31 protein-coding genes are annotated in these 25,982 nt (G+C 65.8%); 25 read left to right on the top strand and 6 right to left on the bottom strand.

Going from position 1 to position 25,982, the window contains the following annotated elements; all coding sequences use genetic code 11:
* The first annotated feature begins 259 nt into the window (after positions 1-259).
* Both J5226_RS03635 and J5226_RS03630 read left to right on the top strand, forming a co-directional pair.
* On the top strand, positions 260-1,504 hold the full coding sequence (locus tag J5226_RS03635; RefSeq protein WP_215838501.1) for a site-specific DNA-methyltransferase: 1,245 nt from the start codon (positions 260-262) through the stop codon (positions 1,502-1,504).
* A complete protein-coding gene (locus J5226_RS03630; protein WP_215838500.1) occupies positions 1,504-2,415 on the top strand; it encodes a DNA cytosine methyltransferase in 912 nt (303 codons plus the stop codon). Before J5226_RS03635 ends, J5226_RS03630 begins: the two co-directional genes overlap by 1 nt.
* Before the next feature lie 31 nt (positions 2,416-2,446).
* On the opposite strand, the gene J5226_RS03625 is transcribed toward J5226_RS03630, so the two are convergent.
* The 5 genes from J5226_RS03625 to J5226_RS03605 all read right to left on the bottom strand — a co-directional run bounded on the left by J5226_RS03625 (position 2,447) and on the right by J5226_RS03605 (position 4,971).
* A complete protein-coding gene (locus tag J5226_RS03625; RefSeq protein ID WP_215838499.1) occupies positions 2,447-2,770 on the bottom strand; it encodes a hypothetical protein in 324 nt (107 codons plus the stop codon).
* A gap of 132 nt (positions 2,771-2,902) precedes the next feature.
* The gene (locus J5226_RS03620; protein WP_215838498.1) at positions 2,903-3,187 is read right to left on the bottom strand and encodes a hypothetical protein; all 285 of its coding nucleotides are present in this window, start codon (positions 3,185-3,187) and stop codon (positions 2,903-2,905) included.
* A gap of 140 nt (positions 3,188-3,327) precedes the next feature.
* Positions 3,328-3,924, bottom strand: a complete 597-nt coding sequence (locus tag J5226_RS03615) for a DUF3489 domain-containing protein (protein WP_215838497.1) — start codon at positions 3,922-3,924, stop codon at positions 3,328-3,330.
* 225 nt (positions 3,925-4,149) lie between these two features.
* Positions 4,150-4,374, bottom strand: a complete 225-nt coding sequence (locus J5226_RS03610) for a hypothetical protein (RefSeq protein WP_215838496.1) — start codon at positions 4,372-4,374, stop codon at positions 4,150-4,152.
* 177 nt (positions 4,375-4,551) lie between these two features.
* A complete protein-coding gene (locus tag J5226_RS03605) occupies positions 4,552-4,971 on the bottom strand; it encodes a hypothetical protein (RefSeq protein ID WP_215838495.1) in 420 nt (139 codons plus the stop codon).
* Positions 4,972-5,224: 253 nt separating this feature from the next.
* On the opposite strand from J5226_RS03605, the gene J5226_RS03600 reads away from it, so the two are divergent.
* The 21 genes from J5226_RS03600 (at position 5,225) to J5226_RS03505 (ending at position 22,472) form a co-directional block, all read left to right on the top strand.
* Complete coding sequence (locus J5226_RS03600; protein ID WP_215838494.1) at positions 5,225-5,671, top strand: hypothetical protein; 447 nt, start codon at positions 5,225-5,227, stop codon at positions 5,669-5,671.
* Between the two features lie 130 nt (positions 5,672-5,801).
* Positions 5,802-6,065: a hypothetical protein gene (locus tag J5226_RS03595; protein WP_215838493.1), complete on the top strand. Its 264-nt coding sequence runs from the start codon at positions 5,802-5,804 to the stop codon at positions 6,063-6,065.
* 175 nt (positions 6,066-6,240) lie between these two features.
* Complete coding sequence (locus tag J5226_RS03590; RefSeq protein ID WP_215838492.1) at positions 6,241-6,543, top strand: hypothetical protein; 303 nt, start codon at positions 6,241-6,243, stop codon at positions 6,541-6,543.
* Positions 6,544-6,723: 180 nt separating this feature from the next.
* Positions 6,724-7,251, top strand: coding sequence for a hypothetical protein (locus J5226_RS03585; protein WP_215838491.1), 528 nt, complete (start codon positions 6,724-6,726; stop codon positions 7,249-7,251).
* A 118-nt stretch (positions 7,252-7,369) separates the two neighbouring features.
* On the top strand, positions 7,370-7,903 hold the full coding sequence (locus tag J5226_RS03580; RefSeq protein WP_215838490.1) for an elements of external origin: 534 nt from the start codon (positions 7,370-7,372) through the stop codon (positions 7,901-7,903).
* Positions 7,904-7,906: 3 nt separating this feature from the next.
* Positions 7,907-9,844 (top strand): phage terminase large subunit family protein, encoded by a 1,938-nt coding sequence (locus J5226_RS03575; protein WP_215838489.1) that lies wholly within the window; start codon positions 7,907-7,909, stop codon positions 9,842-9,844.
* Positions 9,841-10,059, top strand: a complete 219-nt coding sequence (locus J5226_RS03570; RefSeq protein ID WP_064746393.1) for a hypothetical protein — start codon at positions 9,841-9,843, stop codon at positions 10,057-10,059. The genes J5226_RS03575 and J5226_RS03570 overlap by 4 nt, the downstream gene beginning before the upstream one ends.
* 2 nt (positions 10,060-10,061) lie before the next feature.
* Entirely contained in the window at positions 10,062-11,555 is a 1,494-nt protein-coding gene (locus tag J5226_RS03565) for a phage portal protein (protein WP_215838488.1), read from the top strand.
* Complete coding sequence (locus tag J5226_RS03560) at positions 11,552-12,727, top strand: S49 family peptidase (RefSeq protein ID WP_215838487.1); 1,176 nt, start codon at positions 11,552-11,554, stop codon at positions 12,725-12,727. Before J5226_RS03565 ends, J5226_RS03560 begins: the two co-directional genes overlap by 4 nt.
* A 1-nt stretch (position 12,728) precedes the next feature.
* Positions 12,729-13,121, top strand: a complete 393-nt coding sequence (locus tag J5226_RS03555; protein ID WP_215838486.1) for a head decoration protein — start codon at positions 12,729-12,731, stop codon at positions 13,119-13,121.
* Between the two features lie 3 nt (positions 13,122-13,124).
* Complete coding sequence (locus J5226_RS03550) at positions 13,125-14,132, top strand: major capsid protein (RefSeq protein ID WP_255322983.1); 1,008 nt, start codon at positions 13,125-13,127, stop codon at positions 14,130-14,132.
* A gap of 3 nt (positions 14,133-14,135) precedes the next feature.
* On the top strand, positions 14,136-14,426 hold the full coding sequence (locus J5226_RS03545; protein WP_215838485.1) for a hypothetical protein: 291 nt from the start codon (positions 14,136-14,138) through the stop codon (positions 14,424-14,426).
* Positions 14,419-14,847 carry a hypothetical protein gene (locus J5226_RS03540; protein WP_215838484.1) on the top strand — a complete coding sequence of 143 codons (429 nt, stop codon included), beginning with the start codon at positions 14,419-14,421 and terminating at the stop codon, positions 14,845-14,847. The genes J5226_RS03545 and J5226_RS03540 overlap by 8 nt, the downstream gene beginning before the upstream one ends.
* Positions 14,847-15,404 (top strand): hypothetical protein, encoded by a 558-nt coding sequence (locus tag J5226_RS03535; protein WP_215838483.1) that lies wholly within the window; start codon positions 14,847-14,849, stop codon positions 15,402-15,404. Before J5226_RS03540 ends, J5226_RS03535 begins: the two co-directional genes overlap by 1 nt.
* 54 nt (positions 15,405-15,458) lie before the next feature.
* On the top strand, positions 15,459-16,217 hold the full coding sequence (locus J5226_RS03530; protein ID WP_215838482.1) for a hypothetical protein: 759 nt from the start codon (positions 15,459-15,461) through the stop codon (positions 16,215-16,217).
* Positions 16,217-16,648: a DUF6631 family protein gene (locus J5226_RS03525; protein ID WP_215838481.1), complete on the top strand. Its 432-nt coding sequence runs from the start codon at positions 16,217-16,219 to the stop codon at positions 16,646-16,648. Before J5226_RS03530 ends, J5226_RS03525 begins: the two co-directional genes overlap by 1 nt.
* Before the next feature lie 181 nt (positions 16,649-16,829).
* Positions 16,830-17,051, top strand: coding sequence for a DUF4175 domain-containing protein (locus J5226_RS03520; RefSeq protein ID WP_215838480.1), 222 nt, complete (start codon positions 16,830-16,832; stop codon positions 17,049-17,051).
* Positions 17,032-17,508 carry a glycoside hydrolase family 104 protein gene (locus J5226_RS03515; protein WP_215838479.1) on the top strand — a complete coding sequence of 159 codons (477 nt, stop codon included), beginning with the start codon at positions 17,032-17,034 and terminating at the stop codon, positions 17,506-17,508. The genes J5226_RS03520 and J5226_RS03515 overlap by 20 nt, the downstream gene beginning before the upstream one ends.
* Before the next feature lie 162 nt (positions 17,509-17,670).
* Entirely contained in the window at positions 17,671-19,359 is a 1,689-nt protein-coding gene (locus J5226_RS03510) for a diguanylate cyclase (protein WP_215838478.1), read from the top strand.
* Positions 19,360-19,484: 125 nt separating this feature from the next.
* Positions 19,485-19,619 carry a hypothetical protein gene (locus J5226_RS25300; protein WP_255322982.1) on the top strand — a complete coding sequence of 45 codons (135 nt, stop codon included), beginning with the start codon at positions 19,485-19,487 and terminating at the stop codon, positions 19,617-19,619.
* Positions 19,620-19,787: 168 nt separating this feature from the next.
* Positions 19,788-22,472: a tape measure protein gene (locus tag J5226_RS03505; RefSeq protein ID WP_215838477.1), complete on the top strand. Its 2,685-nt coding sequence runs from the start codon at positions 19,788-19,790 to the stop codon at positions 22,470-22,472.
* A gap of 94 nt (positions 22,473-22,566) precedes the next feature.
* Here J5226_RS03505 and J5226_RS03500 read toward each other — a convergent pair whose 3' ends face one another.
* Entirely contained in the window at positions 22,567-23,169 is a 603-nt protein-coding gene (locus J5226_RS03500; RefSeq protein WP_215838476.1) for an RICIN domain-containing protein, read from the bottom strand.
* A gap of 225 nt (positions 23,170-23,394) precedes the next feature.
* Here J5226_RS03500 and J5226_RS03495 point away from each other — a divergent pair, with 225 nt between their 5' ends.
* Both J5226_RS03495 and J5226_RS03490 read left to right on the top strand, forming a co-directional pair.
* Complete coding sequence (locus tag J5226_RS03495; RefSeq protein ID WP_215838475.1) at positions 23,395-25,038, top strand: hypothetical protein; 1,644 nt, start codon at positions 23,395-23,397, stop codon at positions 25,036-25,038.
* Positions 25,038-25,973, top strand: coding sequence for a hypothetical protein (locus tag J5226_RS03490; RefSeq protein WP_215838474.1), 936 nt, complete (start codon positions 25,038-25,040; stop codon positions 25,971-25,973). The genes J5226_RS03495 and J5226_RS03490 overlap by 1 nt, the downstream gene beginning before the upstream one ends.
* The last annotated feature ends 9 nt before the right edge of the window (positions 25,974-25,982 follow it).

Raw genomic sequence — 25,982 nt, 5'->3', positions numbered from 1 at the left:
AGTCGGGCTTGGTCACTGGATAGCATAGCGCTGGTGCTCTATTGCCGTCTTGGTGGCATCGGCGGCCAGATGATGACGGCATGGCCAGAGAGAGCGCTTGGGGCACCGCCCGACCGATCTGACTGGTGGTCAAAAATTCGCCAGGGTCCTTCCCAGAGGCTCTCCCGAGCGGGGGGCGTAGCCGCAAAACCCCGCTAGTGTCAAATCCTTTATCCCGGTTTGCAGTCGCTGCAAACCGCGGTTCGCATCGGTATTCAATGTGACCCTCCAGATCGAGCAGCGCGCCATCGGCGTGCTCATTCCGTATGCGCGCAACGCGCGCACGCACTCCGACGCGCAAGTCGCGCAGATCGCCGCAAGCATCGTGGAGTTCGGCTGGACGAATCCGATCCTGGTCGACGGCGCCAACGGCGTGATCGCCGGTCACGGCCGGCTGCTTGCCGCGCGCCAACTGGGCCTGGACACTGTGCCGGTGATCGAGCTCGCTCATCTGAGCCCTGCTCAGAAGCGCGCTTACATCCTGGCGGACAACCGCCTGGCTGAGAATGCGGGCTGGGACGATGAGCTGCTGGCGTTGGAACTGGCGGAACTACGCGACGCCGACTTCGACCTGGACCTGCTCGGCTTCTCAGATGAGGAGATCGATGAGTTGCTGGGGGCTGGCGACGATGCGGGCCTGACCGACGAGGATGCCGCGCCCGAACCAAAGCCCGACCCAGTATCCAAGCGGGGCGACGTCTGGATTTGCGGCAACCACCGCGTGATCTGCGGTGACGCAACGGCGGCGGACGATTACGCGGCGCTGCTCGGCGACGAGCTGATTGACATGGCGTTCACCGATCCGCCCTACAACGTGGACTACGGCAACAACCCGCGCGACAAGATCCGGGGGACGCAGCGCGAGATTCTCAACGACAACCTAGGCACCGACTTCGGCGCCTTCCTCGAAAGCGCGTGCCGCCGGATTCTCGACGTTACCAAGGGCGCGGTCTACATCGCCATGTCGTCGTCCGAGTTGGATCGCCTGCAGGTCGCTTTCCGCGCCGCGGGCGGCCGCTGGTCCGATTTCATCATCTGGGCGAAGAACCAGTTCGTGATGGGACGGGCTGACTACCAGCGCCAGTACGAGCCCATCCTCTACGGCTGGCGCGAAGGCAACGACCGCTTCTGGTGCGGCGCGCGCGATCAGGGCGACGTGTGGTTCATCGACCGCCCGCGCAAGAGCGAGCTGCATCCGACCATGAAGCCGGTGGCGCTGGTCGAGCGCGCGATCCGCAACAGCAGCAAGAGCCGCGACCTGGTACTCGACCCGTTCGGTGGCTCGGGCACGACCATGATCGCCTGCGAGAAGGCCGGGCGCCGCGCGCGGCTGCTCGAACTGGACCCCAAGTACGTCGATGTCATTGTCCGGCGCTGGCAGGATTTCACCGGCCAGCAGGCGACGCGGGCGTCGGACGGCGTCGCGTTCCTCACCGCGGATGCGGCGGTCGAGGACGCCGCCTAATGGCGGTCTACTACAACGAGATCGACCCGTACCTGTGCCAATGGCTCAAGAACCTGATGGCGGCCGGGTTAATTCCGGCCGGCGACGTCGATGACCGCGACATTCGATCTGTTTCCGCAGCCGATCTCCGCAGCTACGCCCAATGCCACTTCTTCGCCGGCGTCGGCGGATTCGCCTACGCCGCCCGGCTCGCGGGCTGGCCGGGCGACGCGCCGCTGTGGACCGGCGGATTCCCCTGCCAGCCGTTCAGCGTCGCCGGCAACCAGCGCGCGCATGCCGACGACCGCCACCTCTGGCCGGAGTTGCATCGCCTTATTGCACAAGCGCGACCCGCTGTATTCCTGGGCGAGAACGTTGCTGGCCTCATCCCGCTGGGGCTCGACGGAGTTCTCGCTGACCTGGAAGGCGAAGGCTACGCCAGCCGGGCGGTTGTTGTTCCAGCTTGCGCCGTCAACGCCCCGCATCGCCGCGACCGCGTCTGGATCGTGGGGCGCCGTCTGGCCGACCGCGACGGCGAACGATGCGGAGAAACGCGGGGACTTTGCGGCCGAGCGGCGCAATGGCCTTCCGGGAGTGGCGAAAGCGGTGTGGAGCACGCCGCGCGCGAGCGACGGGGAAAAGGGCGGGCCGAACCAGAGCTTCGGCAGCGGGGCGACCCGCCCGCTGCCGGCGCAGGCGGTTTGGGCGACGCCGACGACGCGGGATCACAAGGATGCGTCGAGCGTTGGCAGCGCGCCGGTCAATGGGATGCTTGGGCGACAGGTCGAACCCTCGCCGGTCGGCGGATTCCTCAACCCGGAATTCGTCTTCTGGCTCATGGGATACCCGCCCGAATACCTCGCCTGCGCGCCGCCGGCAATGCGATCGTCCCGCAAGTTGCCGCCGAGATTCTGAGAGCGTTGCGGCCCTGACGCCGCGCAGCGCGCGGCGCCGGGGCGGCGCTCAGCCTTCCTCGACAGCGAGCCCAACGAGGCGCGCGTAGTTGGCGCCTTCGGCCCTGACGTAGAGCGTCGGCATACGAGGCGCCACGACCATGATGCAGTGGGTCGGTCGGCTGTTGAGCGGCGTAATCCAATACTGGGGCTGGGTAAAGTCGCGCTCAAAGCCCCGGTACTCGGTCTGCGTCATCGTCTTTTGCTCGATGACCCACGCCAACTCGGGTTCGATGTAGTAGGCGCTCAACTCACGCATCATCGCTCTGGCGTTGCGAGGGTTATGGCTGAATCGTATCTGCAGCTGGTAGGGCGGAAGGATTCGGCTGGTCATGGTGGCCTCTTGTGTTAGGAGGCCCATGAGCGCTTCCTTCGGGGCGGAATCCAAGGGTGTTAGCGCGGTGCGTCCTCACGCGCTAAGCGGTCGGACAGGAAGGCCGCCGCGCAAGGCGCGGCAGCGAGGTAATCAGGCGATTACAAACTGACCGCTCTCGCCGTCGTAGCGTAAGCGGGTGCTGGACCGAATCGGTGTGCAATCGCCGACCCAAAGGTTGAGGCTGTACAGCGTGCGGTAACACAGCGCGCGCTTGGCTTGCATCTCGCTCAGTCCGAGGTCCATCAGGTACTGACCCACTTCCGCGTCCGTCGAGTCCTCGTCGTTAGACAACGTATCTTCGACCGCATCGAGGATGCGAGCGTCAAGCACTGCGAGCAGTTCATCCGGTCCGGTCTGCGGGGTAACGTTAATCATCGTGGTACTCCGTGGTTGGGAGGACATGAACGCTTCAATTCGAAAGAACATCAAGCGATGCGCGCAGCATTCTCGATGATCTTAGTTGTGAGACTGCTACTAGACAGCGAGCCGGACACTTGTCCGGCTCGCTGCGGTCCTTACTCTTCCTCGTCGCCGTGCGCGGTGACGTCGGCGGGTGCGCCCAGCGCCTCCTCGGTCGCAATGCGATACACCCGCTCACCGTCGCCTTCCTTGCTGTTGGTCAGCGTGTAACCCTTCTTCTTGACGGTGCCGGCAAGGAACCCGCGTACCGAGTGTTGCTGCCAATCCGTCGCGGCCATGATCTGCGCGATGGTGGCGCCTTCGGGGCGCATCAGCAGGCCGACGACCGTGGTCAGCTTGGTGTCGCCGCGCGCGGCGCGCTCGCGCTTGCTCGGCGCGACCGGTGCGCTGCTCGCGGTCTCCTCCGGGAGGCCGGGAGCGCTCGGTTCGCTGAGGTTCTGCGTGGCGGGCGCCTCTGTTCCGGTGGTGTCGGCATCCATCGGGGGCTCGACGCCGATGGCCGCGTAGCCGGCCGTCGTGATCCGGTAGCCGGCATCGTGGGCTTCGACCAGTTCGTTGCGCAGCAGAGCGCGCACGACGCTGGTGCGGGCGCCGCCCAGCAAGCCGGTGGGGTAGTGCTCGATGTAGCCGCCGGTATCGCGGGCCATTTCGAGGACGGTGCGCTGGTTGCCGGAGAGTTCGATGGTGGTCATGGTCAAGCTCCTTGTTGGGTGGAGTGGTGCAGTTCTTGAGCGCGGCGGGGACCAACCCATTCGCCGCTGGGGTCCAGCCCGCGACGGATCAGTTCGTCGCGCGCCAGTTGGTTGAGGTCGAGGGTTCCGTTGGCGGCGGCGACGAGAACCGTCGCCGCCGTTGCCTTCAAGAACCAGAGGTCTTCGGGGTTGGGACGCTCGGCATCTACCGGGCGGGTGTGCCCCTTACTCGCCGCCGGCATCGCGCGCGGCCTTGGGCAAGTCGATTCGCCCGCTGACGATTTCGTTGATCATTTCGCTGCTGAACCTGTGGAGCGTCATGGCCGCGCGCCGCTTCTGTTCGGCGCATGCAAGCTCCCAGGGGGTGCGCCCATCCAGTGCTGCCAAGATGGCGCGCTCATGCGCAGGCATGCCGCGCAAGATGTCGTTCAGTTCGTCTTTGGTGGTCATTGCGTTTGGCCTCCGTGGCCGCGTTGGTGTGGACGCATGAACGCTTCCTTCGCCAAGGAAGCCAAGCGGTTTCTACGATGAAGAACGACCGTTCTCATTCACGGACAGGTGTCGGACAGCTTCTTGGCGCGGAACAAAAAACCCCCGCGCGGGCGGGGGCTTTAGCGGCGATGCGCCTTAGTCGATGCGGCGTTGCTGGATGGCGCGTGGGATCAGCACATCGCAAGCGCGTCGCTCCTGCCATCGGTAACTCAGCAGCTCCACCTCGGGAATAGGTAGCGTGGTTACCGTGTAGGCGTTCGGATCGTCGCCGTAGTCGCTCGCTTCGCCCGCGCCCAGCCATGCTTCGCCCGTCAAGGTGTGGCGCTCTGTGGGCAATGCTGGTCCGGCTCCCTGCGCTGCGCGTAGCGCGGCGGCGTATCCGGCCAGATACGCGGACCGCATGACGTCGCGAACTTCCCAGACCGCGACGCTGTAGAAGTCCAGATCGTCGCGCTTACGACTTTCCAGCGTGGTAATCCCGATATGTTCCAGGGCGATTTCCGCGAATAGTGCGTCGTTCATGATGGCCTCCTTGGCCGCGTTGGGTGGACGCATGAACGCTTCCATTTGGGCAGAAGCCAAGCGCTTCTCTCGGAAGGCTCGGCTTCCAGGTGCTGCCGGACAGCTAACGGACAGCTCACAGCGAAGATGTCTGGTGCCTGTCCAAATGATGTCGGCGGTGCTTGGCTTCTGCCGAAATTGAAGCGTTCATGCCGTGCCGCAAGAGGCGGTGACAAGAGGACGCAAAGTGCAAGAGGTACAGGACGCAATATTTACTCTGGGCACGCTGCCAAAACGGATTCGATGGTTGGTCGAAGACGCGCCGACCGATCTGGAGCCGGTGTGGGAGTACGGCACCTGCACTACGCAAGCTTGCGAGGCGCTGGCGCGATTTCTGGTGCCGTGGTCGCGGTTGGACCGCGCGCGGCGTGTTGAACCACCTGAGCTTTGCGGCAGGGTTCGCGCTGCGGACGAAGAACTGCATGCGTGGGAGCGGCGTGTGCGGGGCGGCTTTAGAGGGCGGCGGGCAAAGCGGAGAAACGAGGTCGTCAGCGCCGCGTTCACCGGTGCGGCCGGCCAAATTGAAGCCTATCTCGCGTGCCGGCCAACGCTGACGCCGCGTCAGTGGGTGGAGCAGGCCCGGGATCTGGTCGAGCGTTTGTACGTGTTCCGGCCGCGCGACGCCGAGTACCAGCACGGCATCAGCTTCGCAGTCAGCGGATTGGAGCAAGCGCTCGGACAACTGCCGGAGTAGGCGCGGCCTCAGCCGAAGCTGTCAGAACTCTGTCTGCGAACGCGAACAGCGCTCGTTCTGCTTGGCTTCCATGCGGAAAGAAGCGTTCATGTCGTCGCCGCAACGACGCGGCGACTACCGGAATACAGACATGCCCAATATGTCCTACTGCAAGTTCCACAACACGCTGATCGACCTCACCGACTGCAGGAACACCATCGAAGAGATGGTTACGGGAGATGAGGACGAGACATTTTCCCTCAGCCATGAAGAGGCGCGGGCCGCCGAGAATCTGGCCGAGCAATGTTTCGACATCCTGACGCTGCTGTGCGAACACGCGGGAATCGATCTGGACCAACACCTGGACGCGCGAGAACTGATGCGGAGCGTAATCGCAAGCCTACCCCGCCGCTGAAATCTGGAGAGGACGTACCCCAGCGCCTAGGCGGGCGCTGGGGTATTCCCTCTTCAACATTCCTGTCTCGCCGCCGTCCACCCTCTGAACTGAGCAATTCAGCGCTTGATGTTCTGGCAGGACGAAGCGTTCATGTCGTCGCCGCAACGACGCGGCGACTATGGGAAGAAGGGAAATGCTCAAGGTTTCCGTGCGTAGGTTCCGCAACACCGCTGCGATGCTTAGCGACTGCCACCAGTTAGTAAAAGACTTGGCGGATGGAAAGCCGACGACGCCGCTGTGCCCAGAAGAGATGCAGGCGGCGCGGGAGATTGCGCAGCACTGCTACGACCTAGTATGGATGCTCTGTGACAGCGCGCGGATGACGATGGGGACGCAAGGCGATCCCAACGAACTGATGGGCAAGCTTTGGCGAGATGATCAGGAGTCTCCTGGCGCGCTGATGGACGCGCTCTGGATGCCGCACGACGCGGACTGAACTGGGAGAGGTCAGACCCCAGCGCCCGAGAGGCGCTGGGGTGTTCCCTCTTCCGGCGTAGCAGCCTTCCTGTCCGTTTGCTGTCTGCGAGCGCACGAGGCGCTGAAGTGGCTTGCGATGCGCGCGCGGTGAAGCGTTCATGGTCGCGCCGCATCGAAGCGGCGTTACTAGGACGAACCGATGGACGACGAACTCATGATGGCCCGGACGGAATTGCGCAGCTTGCGCGACACCGTGGAGCGGATACTACTGTCCAGCGCGCCGGTGCCCGAGGCGGATGGTTTGACGCTGTTTGCCTGTCACCGTCTCGCCAGCACCCTTGCCGATTGCACGGTCACCTTCCGTACCCGCGCGCTGGCGCCCTCGCTCGTTGAGCGGCTGGTCGTGGAGTGCCGTGAGGAACTGGCACCCGTCGAGCGCGCTATCGATCAGGCGAAGGGCTGGTCCGGCAAGCGCGAGGTGCCGAGCGAGATCAACGAGGACGAGATGACGATGCGGTGGCTGCTCGCCGGCCTGCAGCGGTACTTCGACGGGCTGGAGCCGGAGTTCGCAGCCCTGCCGGTCCACCAACTGGACCGCGCCGTTCGCGAGGCCCGTTTGATGCTGGTGTGGGACGTGGCAGATGCGAACTACGCTCCAAGTCTGCGCAAGGCGATCCGCCAGTTGGAGAACGCGATCCTCGCGGCCATGTGCGCGCCGCGTAACTGACCCCGGAGAGCGCATACCCCAGCCCCTAACGGGGGCTGGGGTGTTCCCTCTTCCAATTCACCCTGTTCTGCGCCGATGGCCGGCGGTCGCGGAGGCCCGAACCTGCCAGTGACCGCCTGTGGGAATCAGCATCCGCGCCTACGGGCGCCATCGCGGCGTCTCGGACACCGCCGTTCGTAAAGCCATCGCCACCGGTCGGATTACCGCGCTGTCGGATGGCACCATCGACCCGGCGCGCGCCGATGCCGAGTGGGCGGCCAACACGACTTCGGCGGACGCGCCCGCGCGTGCGCCGCGACCGGCGCGGCCGCGCGCCGTAGCGCAGGAGGAGACGTTGTCGGCCCCGGCCGGTGCGCCCGCCGGCAACAGCTACGCGCAGGCGCGCACCGCCAACGAAGTCCTCAAGGCCCAGCACCACAAGCTGCGCATCGCGCAGCTGCGCGGCGAACTGATCGACCGCCAGCAGGCGGTCGGCCAGGTCTTCGCCTTGGCCCGCGCCGAGCGCGACGCGTGGTTGAACTGGCCGGCGCGCATCAGTTCGATGCTCGCGGCCGAGTTGGGCATCGATCCACATGCCATGCACGTCGCGCTCGAGCGCGAGGTACGGCAGCACTTGTCCGAATTGGGAGACTTTGTCGCCCGCCTGGAGTAATCGTTGTACGACGGCTTTGACGACGTCGCGCGCGCCTGGCGCGACGGCTTGACGCCCGATCCCTTCTTGGATGTGTCCGAGTGGGCGGACCGCGACCGGGTGCTGTCGAGTACGTCGTCGTCTGAGCCCGGCCGCTGGCGCACCGCGCGCACGCCGTACCTGCGAGACATCATGAACGACCTGTCGCCGGCCTCGGCGACCGAGCGCGTTGTGTTCATGAAGGGCGCGCAGGTCGGCGGGACCGAGTGCGGGAACAACTGGATCGGCTACGTGATCGCGTGCGCGCCGGGGCCGATGATGGCGGTGGCGCCCACGGTCGAGATGGCCAAGCGCAACTCGAAGCAGCGCGTCGATCCGCTGATCGAGGAGTCGCCGTCGCTGCGCGAGCGCATCGCGCCCTCGCGCGCGCGGGACTCGGGCAACACGATCCTCGCCAAGGAGTTCCGCGGCGGCGTTCTGGTTCTGACGGGCGCCAACAGCGCAGTCGGCCTGCGGTCGATGCCGGTGCGCTACCTGTTCCTGGACGAAGTGGACGGCTATCCGCGCGACGTGGAGGGCGAGGGCGATGCGGTCGCTCTCGCCGAGGCACGCACCCGGACCTTCACCCGCCGCAAGATCCTGCTGGTCTCCACGCCGACGATTGCCGGCGCCAGCACCATCGAGCGCGAGTATCTGGCGTCGGATCAGCGCCGCTTCTTCGTGCCGTGTCCGCACTGCGCCCACGAGCAATGGTTGCGGTTCGAGCAACTGCGCTGGACCTGGGGCGACCCGCGTTCGACCCGCTACATCTGCGAGTCCTGCGAGCAACCCATCGGCGAGCACCACAAGACCGCGATGCTGGCAGCCGGCCAGTGGGTTGCGACGGCGCCGCAGAACCGCGGCAAGACCGCCGGCTACCACCTGTCTTCGCTGTACTCGCCGGTTGGCTGGCGCAGCTGGGCCGACATCGCCGCTGCCTGGGAAGCGGCGCAGGGCTCCGCCACGGCGCTCAAGGCGTTCAAGAACACCGAGTTGGGCGAGACCTGGGAAGAGGAAGGCGAAGCCCCCGACTGGGAACGCCTGCTGGAACGGCGAGAGGACTACCGGATCGGCACCGTGCCGGCCGGCGGCCTCGTGCTGGCCGGCGGCGCCGATGTGCAGAAGGACCGGATCGAGGTTTCGGTCTGGGCGTTCGGCCGCGAACGCGAGACCTGGTTGATCGAACACCGGGTGCTCATAGGCGACACCGCCCGCGGTGCGGTCTGGGCTGAACTTGCCGGCCTGCTCCGCGAGCAATGGACCCACGCCTCGGGCGCGTTGCTGCCGCTGGTACGTCTTGGTCTGGACACCGGCTACGCGACGCAGGAGGCCTACGCGTTCGCGCGCGACGCGCACGATCCGCGGCTGCTGCCGATGAAGGGTGTTGGTAGCGGCGCCGCCTTGATCGGTATCCCGACCGCGGTCGATGTCAGCGTGCCGGGCAAGCGGTTGCGGCGCGGCCTGAAGCTATTCGCCGTGGCCGGTGGCATCGCCAAGCTGGAGCTGTACAACGCGCTGCGCCTGTCGATCGAGATCGGTCCAGATGGTCAGCCGACGTTCCCAGCGGGCTACGTCCACCTGCCGAAGATCGATGGCGAGTTCCTGCAGCAGCTGACCGCCGAACACCTGATCACTCGGCGCGACCGCCACGGCTATCCGCAGCGCGTCTGGGAGAAGCGCCGCGACCGCAACGAGGCCCTCGATTGCTACGTCATGGCGCGCGCCGCGGCGATGCAGGCCGGCGTCGATCGCTTCGAAGAGCGGCATTGGCGCGAGATGGAGCGCGCGCTGGGCGTGCCGACATCGACCGCGCCTCCGGCGCCCGCGGCGCTACCCATGCCCACGGCCGCCCCATCGGGCGGCCTTTCTGTTTCAGGCCCGCGCGCTCGGCGCCGGGTGATTTCGAGCCGTTTCATGCGATGAGCGATCTTCCGTACACCCACGAACAACTGCAGGCGCTGCGCAATGCGCTCGCGCGCGGAGAACGCCGCGTCAGCTTCGGCGATCGCCTGGTCGAGTATCGCTCCGTGGACGAGCTGCTGGCGGCGATCCGCGAGATCGAGGCCGCGCTCGCCGGTACCGAAGGCCGACCGCGCCGGGTCCGTCGCCTGCTGACTACCACCGCTAAGGGTTTCTGATCGTGGGCTGGTGGGGACGGCTGCGCGCCGCGATGCTCGGCGGCGCGCCCGTGCACGAAGTGGCCGGGCAAGGTCGACGCTCGGCGGCTTGGCAGCCCAGCAACCCGGGCGCGGTCGCCGCGCTGCTGGCCGCCGGCGATGCGCTGCGTGTGCGGTCCCGGGACCTGGTCCGGCGCAACGCCTGGGCCAACGCGGCGGTGGAAGCCTTCGTCGCAAACGCGGTCGGCACCGGCATCAAGCCGCAGTCGCTGATCGCCGACACCGCCCAACGCGAAGCGCTGCATACGCTCTGGGGCGACTTCGTGGACGAAGCCGACGCGGCCGGTTTGACCGATCTCTACGGCTTGCAGGCGCTGGCCTGCCGCGCGCTGGTGGAAGGTGGTGAGTGCCTGGTGCGCTTGCGCCCGCGACGGCCAGAGGACGGGCTCGCGGTGCCGTTGCAACTTCAGGTACTGGAGCCCGAACACCTGCCGCTGCATCTGAACCGGGAGGAGCCGAACGGCAACGTCATCCGCGCCGGCATCGAGTTCGACCGGCTCGGCCGGCGCGTGGCGTACCACCTTTACCTCTCGCACCCGCAGGACGGCGCCATGGCGCCGATGACGCGGCAGGGCGGGTTGGACACGGTGCGGGTGCGCGCGGCCGAGATCCTGCACATCTTCCGTCCGCTGCGCCCGGGACAGATTCGCGGCGAGCCGTGGCTAGCGCGCGCGCTCGTCAAGCTCAATGAGCTGGACCAATACGACGACGCCGAGCTGGTCCGCAAGAAGACAGCGGCGATGTTTGCCGGTTTCATTACCCGCGATGGCCCGGACGACCCGTTGCCGGGTGACGCCCCGGCGGACGAGCACGGCAATGCGCCGTTGGGCCTGGAGCCAGGCAGCCTGCAGATCCTGGAGCCGGGCGAGAACGTCGCCTTCGCCCAACCCGCCGACGTCGGCGCGAGCTACGAAGCGTTCTTGCGCTCGCAGTTCCGCGCCGTTGCCGCGGCGATGGGCATCACCTACGAGCAACTGACCGGCGACCTGACCGGCGTCAACTATTCGTCCATCCGCGCCGGGCTGCTGGAGTTCCGGCGCCGCTGCGAGCAGATCCAGCACACGGTGCTGGTGTTCCAGCTGTGCCGACCGATCTGGAACGCGTTCGTGGACGCCGCGGTCCTCGCCGGCGCCGTCGAGCTTCCCGGCTATCGCCGCCGCAAGCGCCAGTACCGCGCCTGCAAATGGGTGCCGCAGGGCTGGAACTGGGTGGACCCGGAGAAAGAGTTCAACGCGATGATCCTGGCGATCCGCGCTGGCCTGCTCTCGCGCGCGGAAGCCATCGCCAGTTCCGGCTACGACGCGGAGACCATCGATCGCGAGATTGCGGCCGATGCCGCCCGCGCCGACGACCTGGGTCTGGTGTTCGACACCGACCCGCGTCGCGTCGCCCGCAACGGTGCCTTCCAATCCGTGCCGGCCGAGCCGGCGCCGTCTGAGACCGACCTTCCCGCATGACCGGACTGCCTTACCTGGCGGCGCGCGTGTTCAACACGCCGCTGCTGATCCAGCGCGTCAAGCTGGACGTGATTCTGAGCGTACTCGCACCTAAGTTCGAACTGCAGACGGTGCCGCCCCCGCAGATGGGCCCGCCCCAGCTCGCGCCGCAACGGGGCGACGCGCAGGGCATCGCCATCCTGCCGATCCACGGCACGCTGGTGCAACGGACCGGCGGTCTCGATGCGATGTCGGGGCTGGTCAGCTACGAGAGCATCGCGGCGCGCCTGGACGCGGCGCTGGCGGATCGGTCCGTGCGCGGGATTTTGCTGGATATCGATAGCGCGGGCGGCGAAGCCGCAGGCGTGTTCGACCTGGCCGACCGCATTCGTGCCGGCCGCGACCAAAAACGGATCTGGGCGGTCGCCAACGACGCGGCGTTCTCGGCGGCCTATGCGCTGACGAGTGCGGCCGAGCGGGTGTTTGTGACCCGTACGGCCGGCCTCGGGTCAATCGGCGTGATCGCGCTCCATGTAGATCAATCCCAACGCGACGCGAAACAGGGGCTCAACTACACGCCCATTCTGGCCGGCGCGCGCAAGAACGACGGTAACCCGCATGAGCCGTTGACACCTGAAGCCCGAGCGTCGATCCAGACCGAGGTCAACCGTCTCTACGAACTGTTTGTGCTGACGGTCGCCCATCACCGCGGTCTGTCCGTCGACGCCGTCCGCCAGACCGAGGCCGGTTTGTTCTTCGGCCAAGACGCGATCGACGCGGGGCTGGCCGATCACTTGGGCACGCTCGGCGACGCCGTGCAGCAGATGCATACCGAATTGGACGCCGCCGCGCGTCCCCTTTCCTTGGAGTTCCCCACGATGTCCAACTCCGAATCGACGGCGTCCGCCGTCGAGTTTGATGCCGTGCGCGCGCAAGCGCACGGTGACGCCCTGGCGATCGCCGAGCTGTGCACGCTCGCGGGTCGTCCCGATCTGACCGCGGTGTTCCTGGGCGAAGGCCTGAGCACCGCCGACGCTCGTCGAAAGCTGCTCGGCTTGCGTGCCGAATCGCCCGAGATCACCAGCCACCTGTCGCCGACTGCGGCGCGGGCGGCTGCTTCGCAGTCGCTGGATGACAACCCGTTGATCCACGCCGTCAAGGCGCGGGCTGCGCGCACGAAGAAGGAGCGCTGAGATGGGCATTACCGTCTATCCGCCCCAATCCGAGCCGCACAACCTGGGCGACCTGCTCAAGTTCGAAGCCGACAACCTGTACTCGCGCGATCGGGTGACCGTGGCAGCGCAGCAAGCGTTGCAACTGGGTCATGTGGTGGGGCGCGTCACCGCGACCGGCGAAGTGGCGGCGCTCGACCCGGCCGCCACCGATGGCCGCGAGCAGGCCGTCGGCGTCGTGATCGTGCCAATCCTGACCGCCGACGCGCCAAGCCCGGACGGCCTGATCGTCGCGCGCCACGCGACCGTAGCTGACCACGCCCTGGTCTGGCCGAAAGCCATTACCCCCGAACAGCGCTCGGCCTGCATCCAGCAACTGCGGGCTGCCGGCGTGCTCGTGCGTCAAGGAATCTGATCCATGTCGATGAACAACCCGTTCCATAACCCCGCGTTCTCGGTCAGCGCCCTGACTGCGGCGATCAATCTTCTGCCGAATCAGTACGGACGCCTGGACGAACTGAACCTGTTTCCGGTCAAACCCGTTCGCACGCGGCAGGTCACCATCGAAGAGAAGAACGGCGTGCTGTCCCTGCTGCCGACGCAGCCGGTCGGTTCGCCGGGAACCGTGGGTAAGCGCGGCAAGCGCACCGCGCGAGCGTTTGTGATCCCGCATATCCCGCACGATGACGTCGTGTTGCCGGAAGAGGTCGTAGGGGTTCGCGCCTTCGGCACCGAGACCGAGCTCGAGAGCATCGCTGGCGTCATGGCCGATCACCTGCAGACCATGCGCAACAAGCACGCGATCACGCTCGAACACCTCCGCATGGGCGCCTTGAAGGGCGTGATCCTGGATTCCGACGGCACCGAGATCGCGAACCTGTTCGACATCTTCGGTATTCGCCCGCAAACGTTCGATTTCCAGCTCGGCAATCCGGACACCGATGTCCGGAAGAAGTGCCTCGACCTGAAGCGGTACATGAGCAAGGCGCTGCTGGGCGAGCGCATGAGCGCGATTCACGTGCTGGTGTCGTCGGACTTCTTCGACGCGCTCACGGGTCACAAGAAGGTTCAGGATGCCTACAACCGCTGGCAAGAAGGCGCCGCGCTCCGCGAGGACATGCGCACGGACTTCCGGTTCGCCGGCATCCGCTTCGAGGAGTACACGGGCGAGGCGAGTGATGGCGATGCGAACGTGCGCAAGTTCATCGAACCTGGCGAGGGCCACGCGTTCCCACTAGGCACTCTCGATACCTTCGCCACCTACGTGGCCCCGGCCGACTTCAACGAGACGGTGAACACCCTCGGCCAGTTGCTCTACAGCAAGCAAGCGCCGCGCAAGTTCGACCGCGGCACCGACTTGCATACGCAATCGAACCCGCTGCCGATGTGCCATCGCCCGGCGCTGCTCGTGAAGCTGAAGGCTTAAGCGGTGGACGTGTTCCGAACGGCCGATGCGGCCGCGTTCGACGTGCTCGGAACCATCGCTCAGGTACGGCGCGGTCCCGCGCACTTGGCGTCGGTTCGCGTTGTAGTGCGCGACGGCGTCGAGCGCCTGGGCGAGTTTCAGCAGGTGATCGGCCGCGCGCGCCATGTACTGGCTCGGAATGCCGACTGGATCTTTCGCCGCGGCGACGAAGTCATCGTGGACGGTCGGACTCAGGCGGTCGAGGCGATTGTCGGCGACGACGGCTTGGTCAACGAGGCCGCGCTCTATGGCTGAGCCGGCACCGACCTGGACGCTGCTGGAGCGCATCGCAGTCCGCTTGGCCGAGATTCGAACGGATGGTGGCTATCGAACCGATATCGGCGCCGATGTGGCGCTGGAGCCGGCCCAGCACGCCGATCCCGACGTGCCGGGGCTGACGCTGGCCGCGCTGGGCGTACAGCGCGACACCCAAAAGCCGCACGGCCAGCACCGGCTGCTGCAGGCGATGGTCGAAGCCACTCTGCCGGCCCATCTCAACGACGCGCACGCACGCGCGCACGCAATCGCCGCGGATGTTGAAGACGCACTCGATGCGTGGATTCCGTTGCCACAAGCGCTGCCGCTGCAAGTCGAGGACATCGTGTTCCTCGACCGACCCGAGGGCTTGGCGGTGGTCGCGGTGCAGCTGACCCTGACGGTCCGGTATCGCCGTTGATGCGGATTTCCATCGATGCCGATGGTGCCCTGGACGCCGCAAAGGCCATCAGCGCGCTACCGGCGAAAGTGTTGCTGGTTCAACGCCGAGCGCTGGGCACGCTGCGTCGCCGCTGGCCGGTCATCGCGCGCCGCGACATCCAAACCGAGTACGCCATCTCGGCGGCACGGATTCGCGACGGCTTGAGCGTGCGGATCACGCGCGATGGCATTGAGCTGGTAGGCCGGGTGCGGGGTATCGGCCTGCTGAACTTTGCCGGGCGCGGGACACCGACTGGCCTGCGTTACCGCATCTTCCGCAACCGGCCTGGCCACGAACCGCACGGCTTCATCCGCAGCCGGCGAGGGCAGGGCATCGCCAAAGCCTGGGAGCGCGCGCCCCTGGCCGGCAGCGGCGGCACGCGGCGGGTGCCGCGCTACCCCATCGAACCCCTATTCGGCCCGTCGCTGGCCCAGATGCTGCGCAAGGGCGACCGCCCGGCCCGCATGGCCCAAGCCGGCCTGGACGTCATCACCGCCGAGCTGGATCGGCAACTCCTGCGCTCCCTGCGCCGCTGAACAGGCCGCCAGCCGGCGGCCCTCGACACCTTATATATAGGAGCACGCGACCCGATGGCCGCGCCGAATCTGTTTTCGTTCCAGGGTAAGGTTTACCTCGCCCAGCGCCAGTCCACGGGCAAGCCCGGTCCGCTGCGCTGGGTCGGCAATGCGCCGCAGCTGGAACTCGCCCTGGAAGTCCAAAATTCGGACAAGTTCGAATCCTTCAGCGGCAATCGCTTGCTGTATGGCCGGCTCGTCCAATCCAAGACCGCGAACGTCAATCTGACGCTGGACGAAGCCACCGCGGAGAACTTGGCCGAGGGCTTGTACGCGTTGCCGGCGACCGTGCCTGCCGGCGCGGTCAGCAATGAACTGCTGCCGGCCGGCCTCAAGGCGGGCGACCTGGTCGCGCTCGACCGCGGCCACATCAGCGAACTATCGTTGACCGACAGCGCCAATCCGCCGGTGACGATTCCCGCGGCGAATTGGTGGACCGAATCGCCCACGGCCGGCGTGGTCGGGCTACGGAAGGTCGATGGATTCACCCAGCCCTACAAGGCGACCTACCAGTACGGCGAGACGGTCAACATCGCGCTGTTCACGACCCCGCCGCCGGAGCGGATGTTGTTCCTCGACGGCATCAATACCGTCACCGGCCAGCGCGCCAAGGTGACGCTGTACCGCCTGACATTCAATCCCATTGAGCAGCTGGCGCTGATCTCGGAGGAGTGGGGCAGCTTGCAACTCTCCGGTGCCGCGCTGTTCGATGAATCCCGCGCGTTGGACCCCGAGTTGGGTGGTTTCGGCCGGATCGAGCTCGTGACCGGCTGATGGCGCGCAAGGTAAAGCGCCGGGCTCCCCCGGCCGACGACCTGACCATCTTGGAGCCGAACCGCACGCTGCCCATCGGTGGGCGCAGCGTAACCGTGCGCGAAATTGGCTTCTTCGAAAGCCTGCGATTGCATGCCGAAATTGCGGCGCTGGTCGCCGACCTGGTCGAGCAGACGGAGGACGGCAACGTCGACCTGGGCCGTCTGCATCGGGTCTGCGCGGCACATCCGGCCGCCACGATTGCCCTGCTCGCCCAAGCCTGCGATCAGTCGGCCGAGTGGGTCCATGCACTGCCCGGTGCACAAGGCGATCTGTTGCTGCTGACGTTCTGGGCAGTCAATGCAGATTTTTTTCTGCAGCGCGTGCTGGCGGCGGTGGAACTGCGGCGGGCGGCCCCGGTAGCGACTGGCCCAGTGTCCTCGCCACGCTGATCGATCACGGCCACGACTGGCCGTGGATCGAGTGCGCGACCGCGCGCCAGCTCGCCTTGTTCTACCGCGCTGCGATCCAGCGCGCGCGCGCGCTGCGTGCCGAGCGCATTGAAGACGTGAACGCCGGCTTCGCTGGCGGAGCCGACGTCGCTGCCCTTATCCACTCCCTTCGGGAACCCCTATGAAGTTGATCGAGAACTGGCGCCATGCGTGGCGCTTTCTGAGCGTGCAGGCGATGAGCCTGGCGCTGGCGGTGCAAGGCGTCTGGCTGAACATCCCCGACGATCTGCGCGTGCATGTGCCGGATCGGGTTGCCACGTACATCACCGCAGGCGTTCTGGTGCTGGGTTTGTTTGGCCGTCTGTTCCAGCAGCGAGGCGCCGATGGCACGTCTGATCGCTGAGCAGGCGGGTGGCCAGAATGTCGTGGCGTTCCTGGACATGATCGCGCACGCCGAGGGCGTCGAGCGGTTCAGCGTTATCGGTGGGTACGACGTGCTGGTGGGCGGTGATCGGTTCACGGACTTCGCCCACCATCCACGCATCAAGGTCTGGCTGCCGAAGTACCGGATTCACTCCACCGCCGCCGGCCGTTATCAGTTCCTGTGGCGGACCTGGAACAGCCTTCAAATCCGGCTGAAACTGCCGGACTTCGGTCCGGCGTCGCAGGACCGCGCCGCCATCGAACTGTTGCGCGAGAACGGGTCGCTGGCCGACATCAAGAAGGGCTGGATCAGCTCGGCGGTCCGAAAGTCCCGCAAGACCTGGGCGTCGCTGCCGAACGCCGGCTACGGCCAGCGGGAACTGCCGCTGGAAGCGTTGCTGGCGGTCTACCAAAAGGCAGGCGGCCAAGTCGCATGATGGTGGTCTGGCTGGCGAAACGTCTTCGAAAAATCGAAGAAAGTGACGGCATTCGCTAGTCAACGCCGTTTTCTTCTTGGCCCGACGAGGAACCGTGACCCGGCGCACCTAGCCCTCCCCGTGGCGTCGCTATTCTCGCGAAACCCTCAGGGAGGGAGTTCGATGCGGACCTTTGCGTCCCGATGCTGGGCCAGCCTGCTGCTCCTGCTACTGGCGCTGCTCGTCGGCAGTGCTCATGCGGCGTCGCTGCGACTAGAACGGTTGGATCGCCAGGGCGCGCAGCCGGACGAAGTGCTGGCCGGTGCCTACGATCAGGAGTTCCGCAAGGTCGACGGCACCAGCATCGTGATCCCGCGCCCGGCGCCCCAGTGGTGGCGGGTAGTCCTGGGCGACCTGCCCGCAGATCGGGCGCTACCCCAACTCGTCCTGTCGCCGCCGAATCAGAAGCGCTTGGAAGTGTGGCAGCCCGGCGAACGCGTTCCAGCGAACCGTACCGCCTTCGGCCCCGAGTCCGAGTTGCTGCACTCCGCGCGCGCGCTGGTGGTGCCGTTAAACGCGGGCCTCAAGCCCGGCGACGTGCTGTACCTGCGGATTACCTCGCCGAATTTGATCGCCTCGGAGTTGTCGGTGGAGCCGATGGCGACGGTGCATGCTGGCGATGTCCAGTACGCACAGTTCCGCGCCTCCGTACTGGTTGCCCTTTTCATTGTCGCGCTGATCTCGTTCGGCTACTTCGCCGCGTTGCGCGAGCATGGGTATGCCTATCTGGGCATCACGTTGCTGGCCCAGCTCGCCAACCTGATGATCGAAGGCGGCGAGATCCGCGTATTCCCCGCGCTGGCCGAGTTCGCGATGGACCGGCGAACCAATATCGTCATCAACACAGCGGCGGTCCTAACGGGCATTCGCTTCCTGATGTTCTTTCTGCAACTGCAGGTTCAGCAGCCCCGTGTCGCACGACTGCTGAATGTGTGCAGCGCGCTGCTGGGCGGCCTGTTGCTGATCTCGGTGATTCATGTAACGACGTTTAGTGCTTACTTCGGAAATACCGTCATGCTCGTCGCCTTCGGCGGGATCGCGGTTGCGATCTTTCGGGCGCTACGCCGCCGGCAATTGGACGCGATGTATCTGTTGCTCGCATGGGCGCCGGTCATGGTGGTTTTGGTGGCGATGGTCGGCGGCTACCAGAACTGGTGGGCGATGCCCGGTTGGGCCATCGATGGGTTCCCGATTGGCTTGGCAGCGAGCGGCTTGGGCTTGATGCTCGGCCTCACCGCGCGGCTGGAGCAGCTTCGTGTAGACCGGGATGCCGCTCAGCGCCGGTGGACCTACGACAAGCTCACCGGCGTGATCACGCGCGACGCGGTCGAGGACATGCTACGGATCAACATCGAGAAGGCGCACGCCGCCGGCTCGCCGTTGTCGGTAGTGTTTGTCGACATCGACCACTTCAAATCCATCAACGATCTGTACGGACATTCCGCGGGCGATGAAGCACTGCGCATCGTGGCGCTCCGGATACGCAACTGGCTGCCCACGGGCCATTTGGTCGCGCGCTATGGTGGCGATGAAATGCTGTTGGTGCTGATCGGACTGCATCAGTCCGAGGCGTTGGTCTTGGCGGGTGCGCTCCGCGAGACAGTCAGCCGGAATCCGCTGGCCATCGACGGGGCCACCGTGCCGCTGGGATTGTCGATGGGTGTCGCGGACCTTCGACCGGGGGACTCCTCCGAAACCCTGCTGCGGCGGGCCGACGAGGCGCTCTACCGAAGCAAAGCCGAAGGCCGGGCCAGGGTCACCGGCTACGGTGGCGAACGGCACATCGAAGGGGTCGGCCAGCTCGATCTGTGAGTGGGATCAAGCTCTCCGCTCCGTCCTCTAAAGCGGGTTAGCCCGGCGGGGCTACATTGGGATGCGGTGGCCAGCCCAAGGCCGGGCAGGCCGGGACCGCATGTCGCCCAACAGAGGATTCCGTCATGAAAGCTCGCGCCACCATCGTTCTGGCCCTGGTTCTGCTCGCCTGCGCCGGCTGCAAGCCGCCCAATTTGCTGCCCCCGGGCGACACGGCGAAGGCGCCGACCGCGTCGGCTCCCAGCCACTTGTCGGTCTGACCGCGCTGCTCGATCTCTTCCTCGTTCTGCCGAACCGTTCGGTGACTCGGCACCCCTCCGCCGCATAGGCGGAGGTGCTTTCTGCGGCCCGCGCCGCCCATCCCCACCTTTCCAGCCTGATTGCTCAGCCGCATTGCGGCAGGGCCGGCGCTGCCCTGCGCGTTCCGAATGGCCAATCGCGATACTACGATCACGCTGTTGCTGCGAGGCAACGCAGCGGCGCTGAATGCTGCGCTCCAGCAAGCCGGCGCCCGCGTGCGCTCGTTCGCGAACGAGTCGCAGGCTGCCGGGCGCAAGGCGCAGGCCAGCCTGACGGGCTTGCAGTCCGAAATTCGGGGAATCGCCGCTGGCTATTTGTCGCTGCGATCGGTACAGGCGCTCGCGCGCGTCGCCGACGAAGCGGTCACCCTGCAAGGCCGCCTGAAGCTGGCGACCAAGAGTCAGGAGGAATTCAACACCGCGTACAGCGGCGTCCAGCAGATCGCGCAGGCGACTCGCCAGCCGTTGGCGGCGACCGTCGACCTCTATGCCCGCGTCGAGCGCAGCACGCAAGCGCTCAAGCTGAGCCAGGATCAACTGCTCGGCCTGACGCAGACGATCTCCCAAGCGGTAGCGCTGAGCTTCACCTCCGCAGCCTCCGGCGAGGCCGCATTGATGCAGTTGGGTCAGGGCTTGTCGACGGGGCGGCTGGGCGGCGAAGAACTGAATTCGGTCCTCGAACAGACGCCGCGATTGGCCGAGGCGCTGAAGGCGGGCCTGAAAGACCTGGGCGTCGAAGGCGCGGACAATCTCAAGAAGCTCGCGGCCGAGGGCAAGCTGACCACGGCGGTGGTGCTTCGGGCGATCCAGAGCCAGGGCAAGTCGATCTCCGAGGAGTTCGCGAAGCTTCCCCTGACCATCGGTGGCGCACTGACGCAGCTGAGTAATGCATTCACCATCACCATCGGCGATACAGAGCGCGCGACCGGCGCGGCCGGCGCCTTCTCCACGGAGTTGTCGTCGCTTGCGACCTTCATCTCTAACTACAACGCCGCCCTGGTCACCGCGGGCGGCACGACGGACACCGCGGGGCAGAAGCTCAACGCGCTGGTATCGATCGTCCGGGTGGTCGGTACTGCGCTCATCGGTCTGAAACTAGGATTTCAGATCGTCGGCCGCGTCATCGCGGCCCTATTGGTGAGCATCGAGAACCTCGGCCAGTACCTCGCGCTCAACGGGCGGGTGATCGTTGCTTACGTCGAGTCGGTCAAGAAGGTAGCGCAGTTCGATTTCTCGGGACCATCGCAGTTCTTCCAGGTTCAACAGCAGGCATTGAACGACGCTAAGGGGCTCGCGCGCCAGACCGCTGAGGCGTGGCGTGCAGCCGGCGGCGACATGTCCGAGGAGATCGACAAGGCCAATCAGCAGATCGAACTGCTGTGGAAGACCAGCGCAGACGCCGAGCCGGCGCGCGACTTTGCCGCGAACGCCAAGACCATCGCGGATGCGGCTGGAAAGGTCGGCGACAAGAAGGGCAAGGACAAAAGCGGCTCCCAGAAGTCGAAGCAAGATAAGGAGCGCGACGAGCAGGAGCGCAAAGACAAGGCACGACGGCAAGAATTAGCCGATGCAGTCACCTCCGCGCAGAACGCCTTGCTTCGTATTCAAGGCAAAGAGAAGGACGCACGCGAGCGTGAGCTAACGGCGCAATACGCGCCACTGATCGCGGACATGAAGCGTCTGGGCGTCGTCGGTGAATCGACGCTGCGACTACACATCGACACCGAGTCCGCACAGGCGGAACTGCAGGAACTGGAAGCGCGGATCGAGCGCGTCTTTGGCGATCAGTCGCGTCAGGAGCAGTCGATCCAGACCCGTCAACAGGCGGGCCTGCTGACTGAGATCGGCGCGCGCCGTGAACTGCTGGATCTGCATGGCCGCACCGCGGCCGAAGTCGATCAGCTGCTGCCCAAGATGGATGCCCTGGCCGCGAAGACCGCTTCACCCGAAGCGATCGAGCGGGTCAAGAATCTGACGGCACAGGTCGCTGCGCTGAAGACGCAGTCGAATGAGTTGGTGGTAACGCTGACCAATGGTTTCGAGACGGGCCTTGGCAATGCGTTGGAAGGGCTCGCTACCGGTACGTTGACGTTGCGGCAAGCACTGACGGGATTGGTGCAGGACATGGCCCGGTCCTTGGCGCAGTTGGCGTCGCAGCAACTGGCCGCCTTCGCGACGGCGAAGCTGATGTCGGTTGTAGGCAAGATCGCGGGAGGGGGCAAAACGCCCGATCTCGCGCAGCCAGACCCGGTCCAAGCCGCGGCCGCCGGCGCCGCCTATGCCACCCCGATCACCGGAGCTTCGGTAGCGTTGGGCGTGGCCGGTGGGGTGGTGATGAAGGCGGCCACTGCGATGCAGACGGCCGCGGCCACCCTGCTGGCCGCCAATGCGACCAAGGGCGCGAGTGGCTTCTTCGCATCCGGCGGATTTACCGGCATCGGCCCGAAGTACGCGCCGGCTGGCATCGTCCACCGCGGCGAGTTCGTCAATCGCCGGGAAGTCGTGCGCCAGCCAGGTGCGCGGTCGTTCTTGGAGCGGTTCAACCGTATCGGTATGGCCGCATTGGACGGGCTGCGCGGGTACGCCGGAGGGGGCTTTGTGTCGCCGGCTCCGACCGCGCCCTCCGTCGCACACCGGTCGGTGTCGGAGCGATCCGCCGCCAGTGCCGCCGAGCCGCGCTCCTCGCAGATCACGAATGTCCTGTACCTGGACCCGCGTGAGATCGTGAATGTGATGGGCACGCAAGCGGGACGACAGGTGATCCTTTCCACGATCAGGGCCAATGCTCCGACTGTCCGGCAGGATCTAGGGTAGCGAGCTGAGATCGAATTGCTCGGAACGCACCGCTCTCTACAGATACTGCAGAGAGCGGTGCGGAAACGACTGCAATAGGCAGGCCGTTGGCTGGTCAGTAGTAGAAGTACCCGGTGAAGTCTTGCGGGCCCCAACTGCTTCCCGCACAGGTCCACTGGGTTAGTTGAATGCCGAGGTGTCGGTCGCCTGCATCCATACACTTGGTGCTATAGATGTTGCGCCACTTGGTCTGGCTGGCCAGATTCCAGCCATCGGGTTCGATGGCATCTTCGCGGAACCACAGCATGTCCGCGACAGGAACGGTTGTCGCAGAGCATGCCCTTGGCTCAAGGGGGGCGTTGTCTCGCCAATCGGTCCCCTTGATGGCCAAGCACATGCCGAGCGCGTCGTTTCGAATCATGAAAACGTCCCAGAACCCCCGCCAGTTCTTTCGGACGCCATAGAACTTCCACTTCTGGTCGTTCGTGTAGCAGGGGCCGAGAACAACGCCTCCGGTTGAGGTTGGCGTTACGCAGCGCGAGGCGATCTGGAGATACATGCCTTGGACGGGCGTGGGAGGGTCGAACTGGGCACTGGCGGTGAACGGGAGCAACGCGAGCGTTGCTGCGAGAACGAAGGCGAATCGCTTGTGGGTGGAACTGATCCATGCGTGCATTTTCTTACTCTCCATAGTGAGAAAACGGTGGATGTTCTGCATGTCCGGGCGCCAATCGAAGCTGCTTCGCGCCGAGCGTGGTGCCCACGGGAATTATCCGAATGTGTTGTCTCAAACCGCGCGAGATCGTGGCCGTGATATGCATCCAAGTCGGGCGCGCCAAGTGATCTTGCTCACAATCCGCGCCATTGCTCCTACCGTGCGTCAGGACTCGAGCTAGCCATCGCAGCGTGTGCAACCGTCGGTGGCGACACTGAGTCCGGCGGTTTGAGCCCCCAGTTCCTCAACCGCTATCGCGCGCCCGGCCCCCTCCGGGCGCGCTTTCTTTTGCCCATGACTCTTCGTGCCGGCGTTGCTGCCGATTACTACGACTTCCTCGGCCGGCTGGAATCTGCGCTCTGTACCGAAGGCCACGCCTGGGGTTTGCTGTATGCGGGTACCGGCAACGGCACGCTGACCGGACCGGACGGCGCTGCCGGCGGGTACCGCGGCGGCCGCATCAGCGTCGCCGAGGGCTTCACCCTGACCGCGCTGGATGCGGATCGGTTCCAAGTGATCGGCGCGCTTGCGGGCGATCTAGGCATCGCCTGGGTGGGCCAGCCCTTCGAGTCCGAGCGGCTACGGTTCCGGATCAATGCGGGGGCGACGCCATTCGTGCCGGGCGACCGCTTCACCCTCAACACTTCGCCTGCCTGGACGCTGGTTCGCCGCTACGGCTGCCGCAATGCAGGTTTTCGCACGACGAACCTGACCAATCCGGCCTCGGTATTCGACAACCGAACCGACACCTGGTCCAGCCTGCCCGTTGCCGGTCTGCCGGCGCACGCCAGTATCGAGATGATCGGTCCGGCCGTGGTCAAGGCAATGACGGTGGGTATCGGCGATAACGGCGCGCGCGGCCCGGCGGCTTTCGAACTGCAGCGCTCCGACGACGGCTCGGCCTGGTCGCGGGTGCAAACCTGGAGTGGCCAGGTCTGGCCGAGCGCGCGCATGCGCCGGACCTACCCGATCACCGTTGTTCCTGCCGCTGCCCGGTTCTGGCGCTTGCTGATCACGGGCACGGCCGGCGCCGACCCGCTCGAAGTCAACGACATAAGCTTCCATACCGACCTCGACGCCGACTTCGAGCTCGAAGACCGGGCGCAGTGGGTGGTGCAGGCACCTGGCCTGGATGGACAGAAGGCGATCTTCATCGGCGCCGAGTTGTACGAGGATGCGGCGCGTGCCGCGTACAACCTCAATTGGTACGGTTTCCGCTCGCACAATCCGCTACGCGGCGTGCGGTCGCAGACCAACGTCAGCGGCGTGCGGGGATTGCCGCTGCGCAACGGTCCATTCGCCTACTGGCTGGCGATCAACGGCCAGCGCGTCGTAATTGTCGCGCGAGTGGGCACGGTGTACCTCAGCGCCTACCTGGGCTTCATCAACGCCTACGAGCCGCCGTCGATTCACGAGTACCCGCTCGCTATTGGCGCATGCGGATCTGCCGAGACCCTGACGCCCGATGCTACAGACGCCAATTTCCGTTGCTTCTTCGACCCCGGACGCTACGCGCTCGCGGTGAACTACCCAGACAATGTCTGGCGTCTGCATGTCAATCGTTCTGCGTCAGGATCGAGCGATATCGGCGATACCGAGACGCCTGGGAAGGTGTATCCGAGCGCGATGTCGACTTGGGGCGATCGCGCCAATCTCCGCGAGAACCTGGACGGCACCTCGCCCATGCTGCCGCTGGTTCTGGGAAGCACCTCGCCGCGGCACACGCTGGGTGAGTTCGACGGCTGCGGCTGGACGACTGGCTTCAATACCGCCTCGGAGTCGCGGATTGACCATGAGGGCGCGGGCTGGATGGCGTTCCAGAACGCTTTTCGGATCTCTCCCGACAACTACTTCGCGTTGAAGCTCGACTGATGGCCTACGCGACGTCCGCAGCGAACGACCCCAACGAGCTGCTCGACAAGCTGCGCGTGTTTGCCCAAGGCAACGGCTGGGCCGTGGATGGCTGGCGCGACCGCACGGTGCGCGTCGGCAAAGCGCTGAGCGTTCATGCGGGTTCTCTGTATGCGACGTTTCTGACCGAACTGAGCGGTGGCGACAGTTCTCGGCCGCCGCCGTTCGTGGGCGCGTTCGGCCATACGGGTTACGCGGCAAATGCCAACGCGGATGTCCAGACCGACGCCAGCGCGCAGGTCTGGACGAACTACGTCCAAGGTCCGTATAGCGCCGTCCACTTCTTCAGCGCAACAGCGCCGCAGCCGTACCTGCATATCGTGCTGGAGACTCAGGCCGGCACGTTTAAGCATTTCGGCACCGGGAGGCTAGTGACCGCCGGGTTGGTCAACACCGCGCAGTATGTCTACGGCAGTCAGTGGTACTACGATCCGAGCTACATCAGCAGTCCAGACGACGTTCGCCATGCAGTGGCATTCGATGACTATTGGGCCAACTACATGTCGGCCGTGACGCGCGTGCGCTGTGATTTCGATGGCGTTTCGCCACGCTGGCATGGGGTCTCGGACACCGGCGGCGATAGCCGCGCACTGTCCTGCGGCTGGCGTCGGCGAGGGGCGCCGATCAATCTACTGAAGGAGATCGGACACAGCACACTGACCGGTCGCGCGCCGGGCCAGCCGCTGTGGTGTTCGGTGCCCCGCGGCGGCGACCTGAACACCGGCGTCGGCCACCCGCCGGACCTTCGCTTCATCCGCCTGGACAGCTACGCCCCCGGTGAGGAGCTGGTGCTGGGCAGCGACCGCTGGAAGGTGTTCCCGGTCCATCGCAAGAATGGCCCGGCCGGCACCCCGAATAGCGGGGTCTACGGATATGCCTATCGCATCACCGAGTAACTAGCGGAC

Source organism: Lysobacter sp. K5869, assembly GCF_018847975.1.
Taxonomy (GTDB): Bacteria; Pseudomonadota; Gammaproteobacteria; order Xanthomonadales; family Xanthomonadaceae; genus Lysobacter.
This window is presented reverse-complemented; position numbering and strand designations above follow the sequence as displayed.

What these genes read in the sequence shown, in the direction of transcription:
- J5226_RS03630 (WP_215838500.1), top strand. Translation starts at nt 1,504, where the DNA reads ATGGCGGTCTACTACAACGAGATCGACCCGTACCTGTGCCAATGGCTC.
- J5226_RS03625 (WP_215838499.1), bottom strand. Translation starts at nt 2,770, where the DNA reads ATGACCAGCCGAATCCTTCCGCCCTACCAGCTGCAGATACGATTCAGC.
- J5226_RS03620 (WP_215838498.1), bottom strand. Translation starts at nt 3,187, where the DNA reads ATGATTAACGTTACCCCGCAGACCGGACCGGATGAACTGCTCGCAGTG.
- J5226_RS03615 (WP_215838497.1), bottom strand. Translation starts at nt 3,924, where the DNA reads ATGACCACCATCGAACTCTCCGGCAACCAGCGCACCGTCCTCGAAATG.
- J5226_RS03610 (WP_215838496.1), bottom strand. Translation starts at nt 4,374, where the DNA reads ATGACCACCAAAGACGAACTGAACGACATCTTGCGCGGCATGCCTGCG.
- J5226_RS03605 (WP_215838495.1), bottom strand. Translation starts at nt 4,971, where the DNA reads ATGCGTCCACCCAACGCGGCCAAGGAGGCCATCATGAACGACGCACTA.
- J5226_RS03595 (WP_215838493.1), top strand. Translation starts at nt 5,802, where the DNA reads ATGCCCAATATGTCCTACTGCAAGTTCCACAACACGCTGATCGACCTC.
- J5226_RS03590 (WP_215838492.1), top strand. Translation starts at nt 6,241, where the DNA reads ATGCTCAAGGTTTCCGTGCGTAGGTTCCGCAACACCGCTGCGATGCTT.
- J5226_RS03585 (WP_215838491.1), top strand. Translation starts at nt 6,724, where the DNA reads ATGGACGACGAACTCATGATGGCCCGGACGGAATTGCGCAGCTTGCGC.
- J5226_RS03570 (WP_064746393.1), top strand. Translation starts at nt 9,841, where the DNA reads ATGAGCGATCTTCCGTACACCCACGAACAACTGCAGGCGCTGCGCAAT.
- J5226_RS03560 (WP_215838487.1), top strand. Translation starts at nt 11,552, where the DNA reads ATGACCGGACTGCCTTACCTGGCGGCGCGCGTGTTCAACACGCCGCTG.
- J5226_RS03555 (WP_215838486.1), top strand. Translation starts at nt 12,729, where the DNA reads ATGGGCATTACCGTCTATCCGCCCCAATCCGAGCCGCACAACCTGGGC.
- J5226_RS03550 (WP_255322983.1), top strand. Translation starts at nt 13,125, where the DNA reads ATGTCGATGAACAACCCGTTCCATAACCCCGCGTTCTCGGTCAGCGCC.
- J5226_RS03540 (WP_215838484.1), top strand. Translation starts at nt 14,419, where the DNA reads ATGGCTGAGCCGGCACCGACCTGGACGCTGCTGGAGCGCATCGCAGTC.
- J5226_RS03535 (WP_215838483.1), top strand. Translation starts at nt 14,847, where the DNA reads ATGCGGATTTCCATCGATGCCGATGGTGCCCTGGACGCCGCAAAGGCC.
- J5226_RS03530 (WP_215838482.1), top strand. Translation starts at nt 15,459, where the DNA reads ATGGCCGCGCCGAATCTGTTTTCGTTCCAGGGTAAGGTTTACCTCGCC.
- J5226_RS03525 (WP_215838481.1), top strand. Translation starts at nt 16,217, where the DNA reads ATGGCGCGCAAGGTAAAGCGCCGGGCTCCCCCGGCCGACGACCTGACC.
- J5226_RS03520 (WP_215838480.1), top strand. Translation starts at nt 16,830, where the DNA reads ATGAAGTTGATCGAGAACTGGCGCCATGCGTGGCGCTTTCTGAGCGTG.
- J5226_RS03515 (WP_215838479.1), top strand. Translation starts at nt 17,032, where the DNA reads ATGGCACGTCTGATCGCTGAGCAGGCGGGTGGCCAGAATGTCGTGGCG.
- J5226_RS03510 (WP_215838478.1), top strand. Translation starts at nt 17,671, where the DNA reads ATGCGGACCTTTGCGTCCCGATGCTGGGCCAGCCTGCTGCTCCTGCTA.
- J5226_RS25300 (WP_255322982.1), top strand. Translation starts at nt 19,485, where the DNA reads ATGAAAGCTCGCGCCACCATCGTTCTGGCCCTGGTTCTGCTCGCCTGC.
- J5226_RS03505 (WP_215838477.1), top strand. Translation starts at nt 19,788, where the DNA reads ATGGCCAATCGCGATACTACGATCACGCTGTTGCTGCGAGGCAACGCA.
- J5226_RS03500 (WP_215838476.1), bottom strand. Translation starts at nt 23,169, where the DNA reads ATGCAGAACATCCACCGTTTTCTCACTATGGAGAGTAAGAAAATGCAC.
- J5226_RS03490 (WP_215838474.1), top strand. Translation starts at nt 25,038, where the DNA reads ATGGCCTACGCGACGTCCGCAGCGAACGACCCCAACGAGCTGCTCGAC.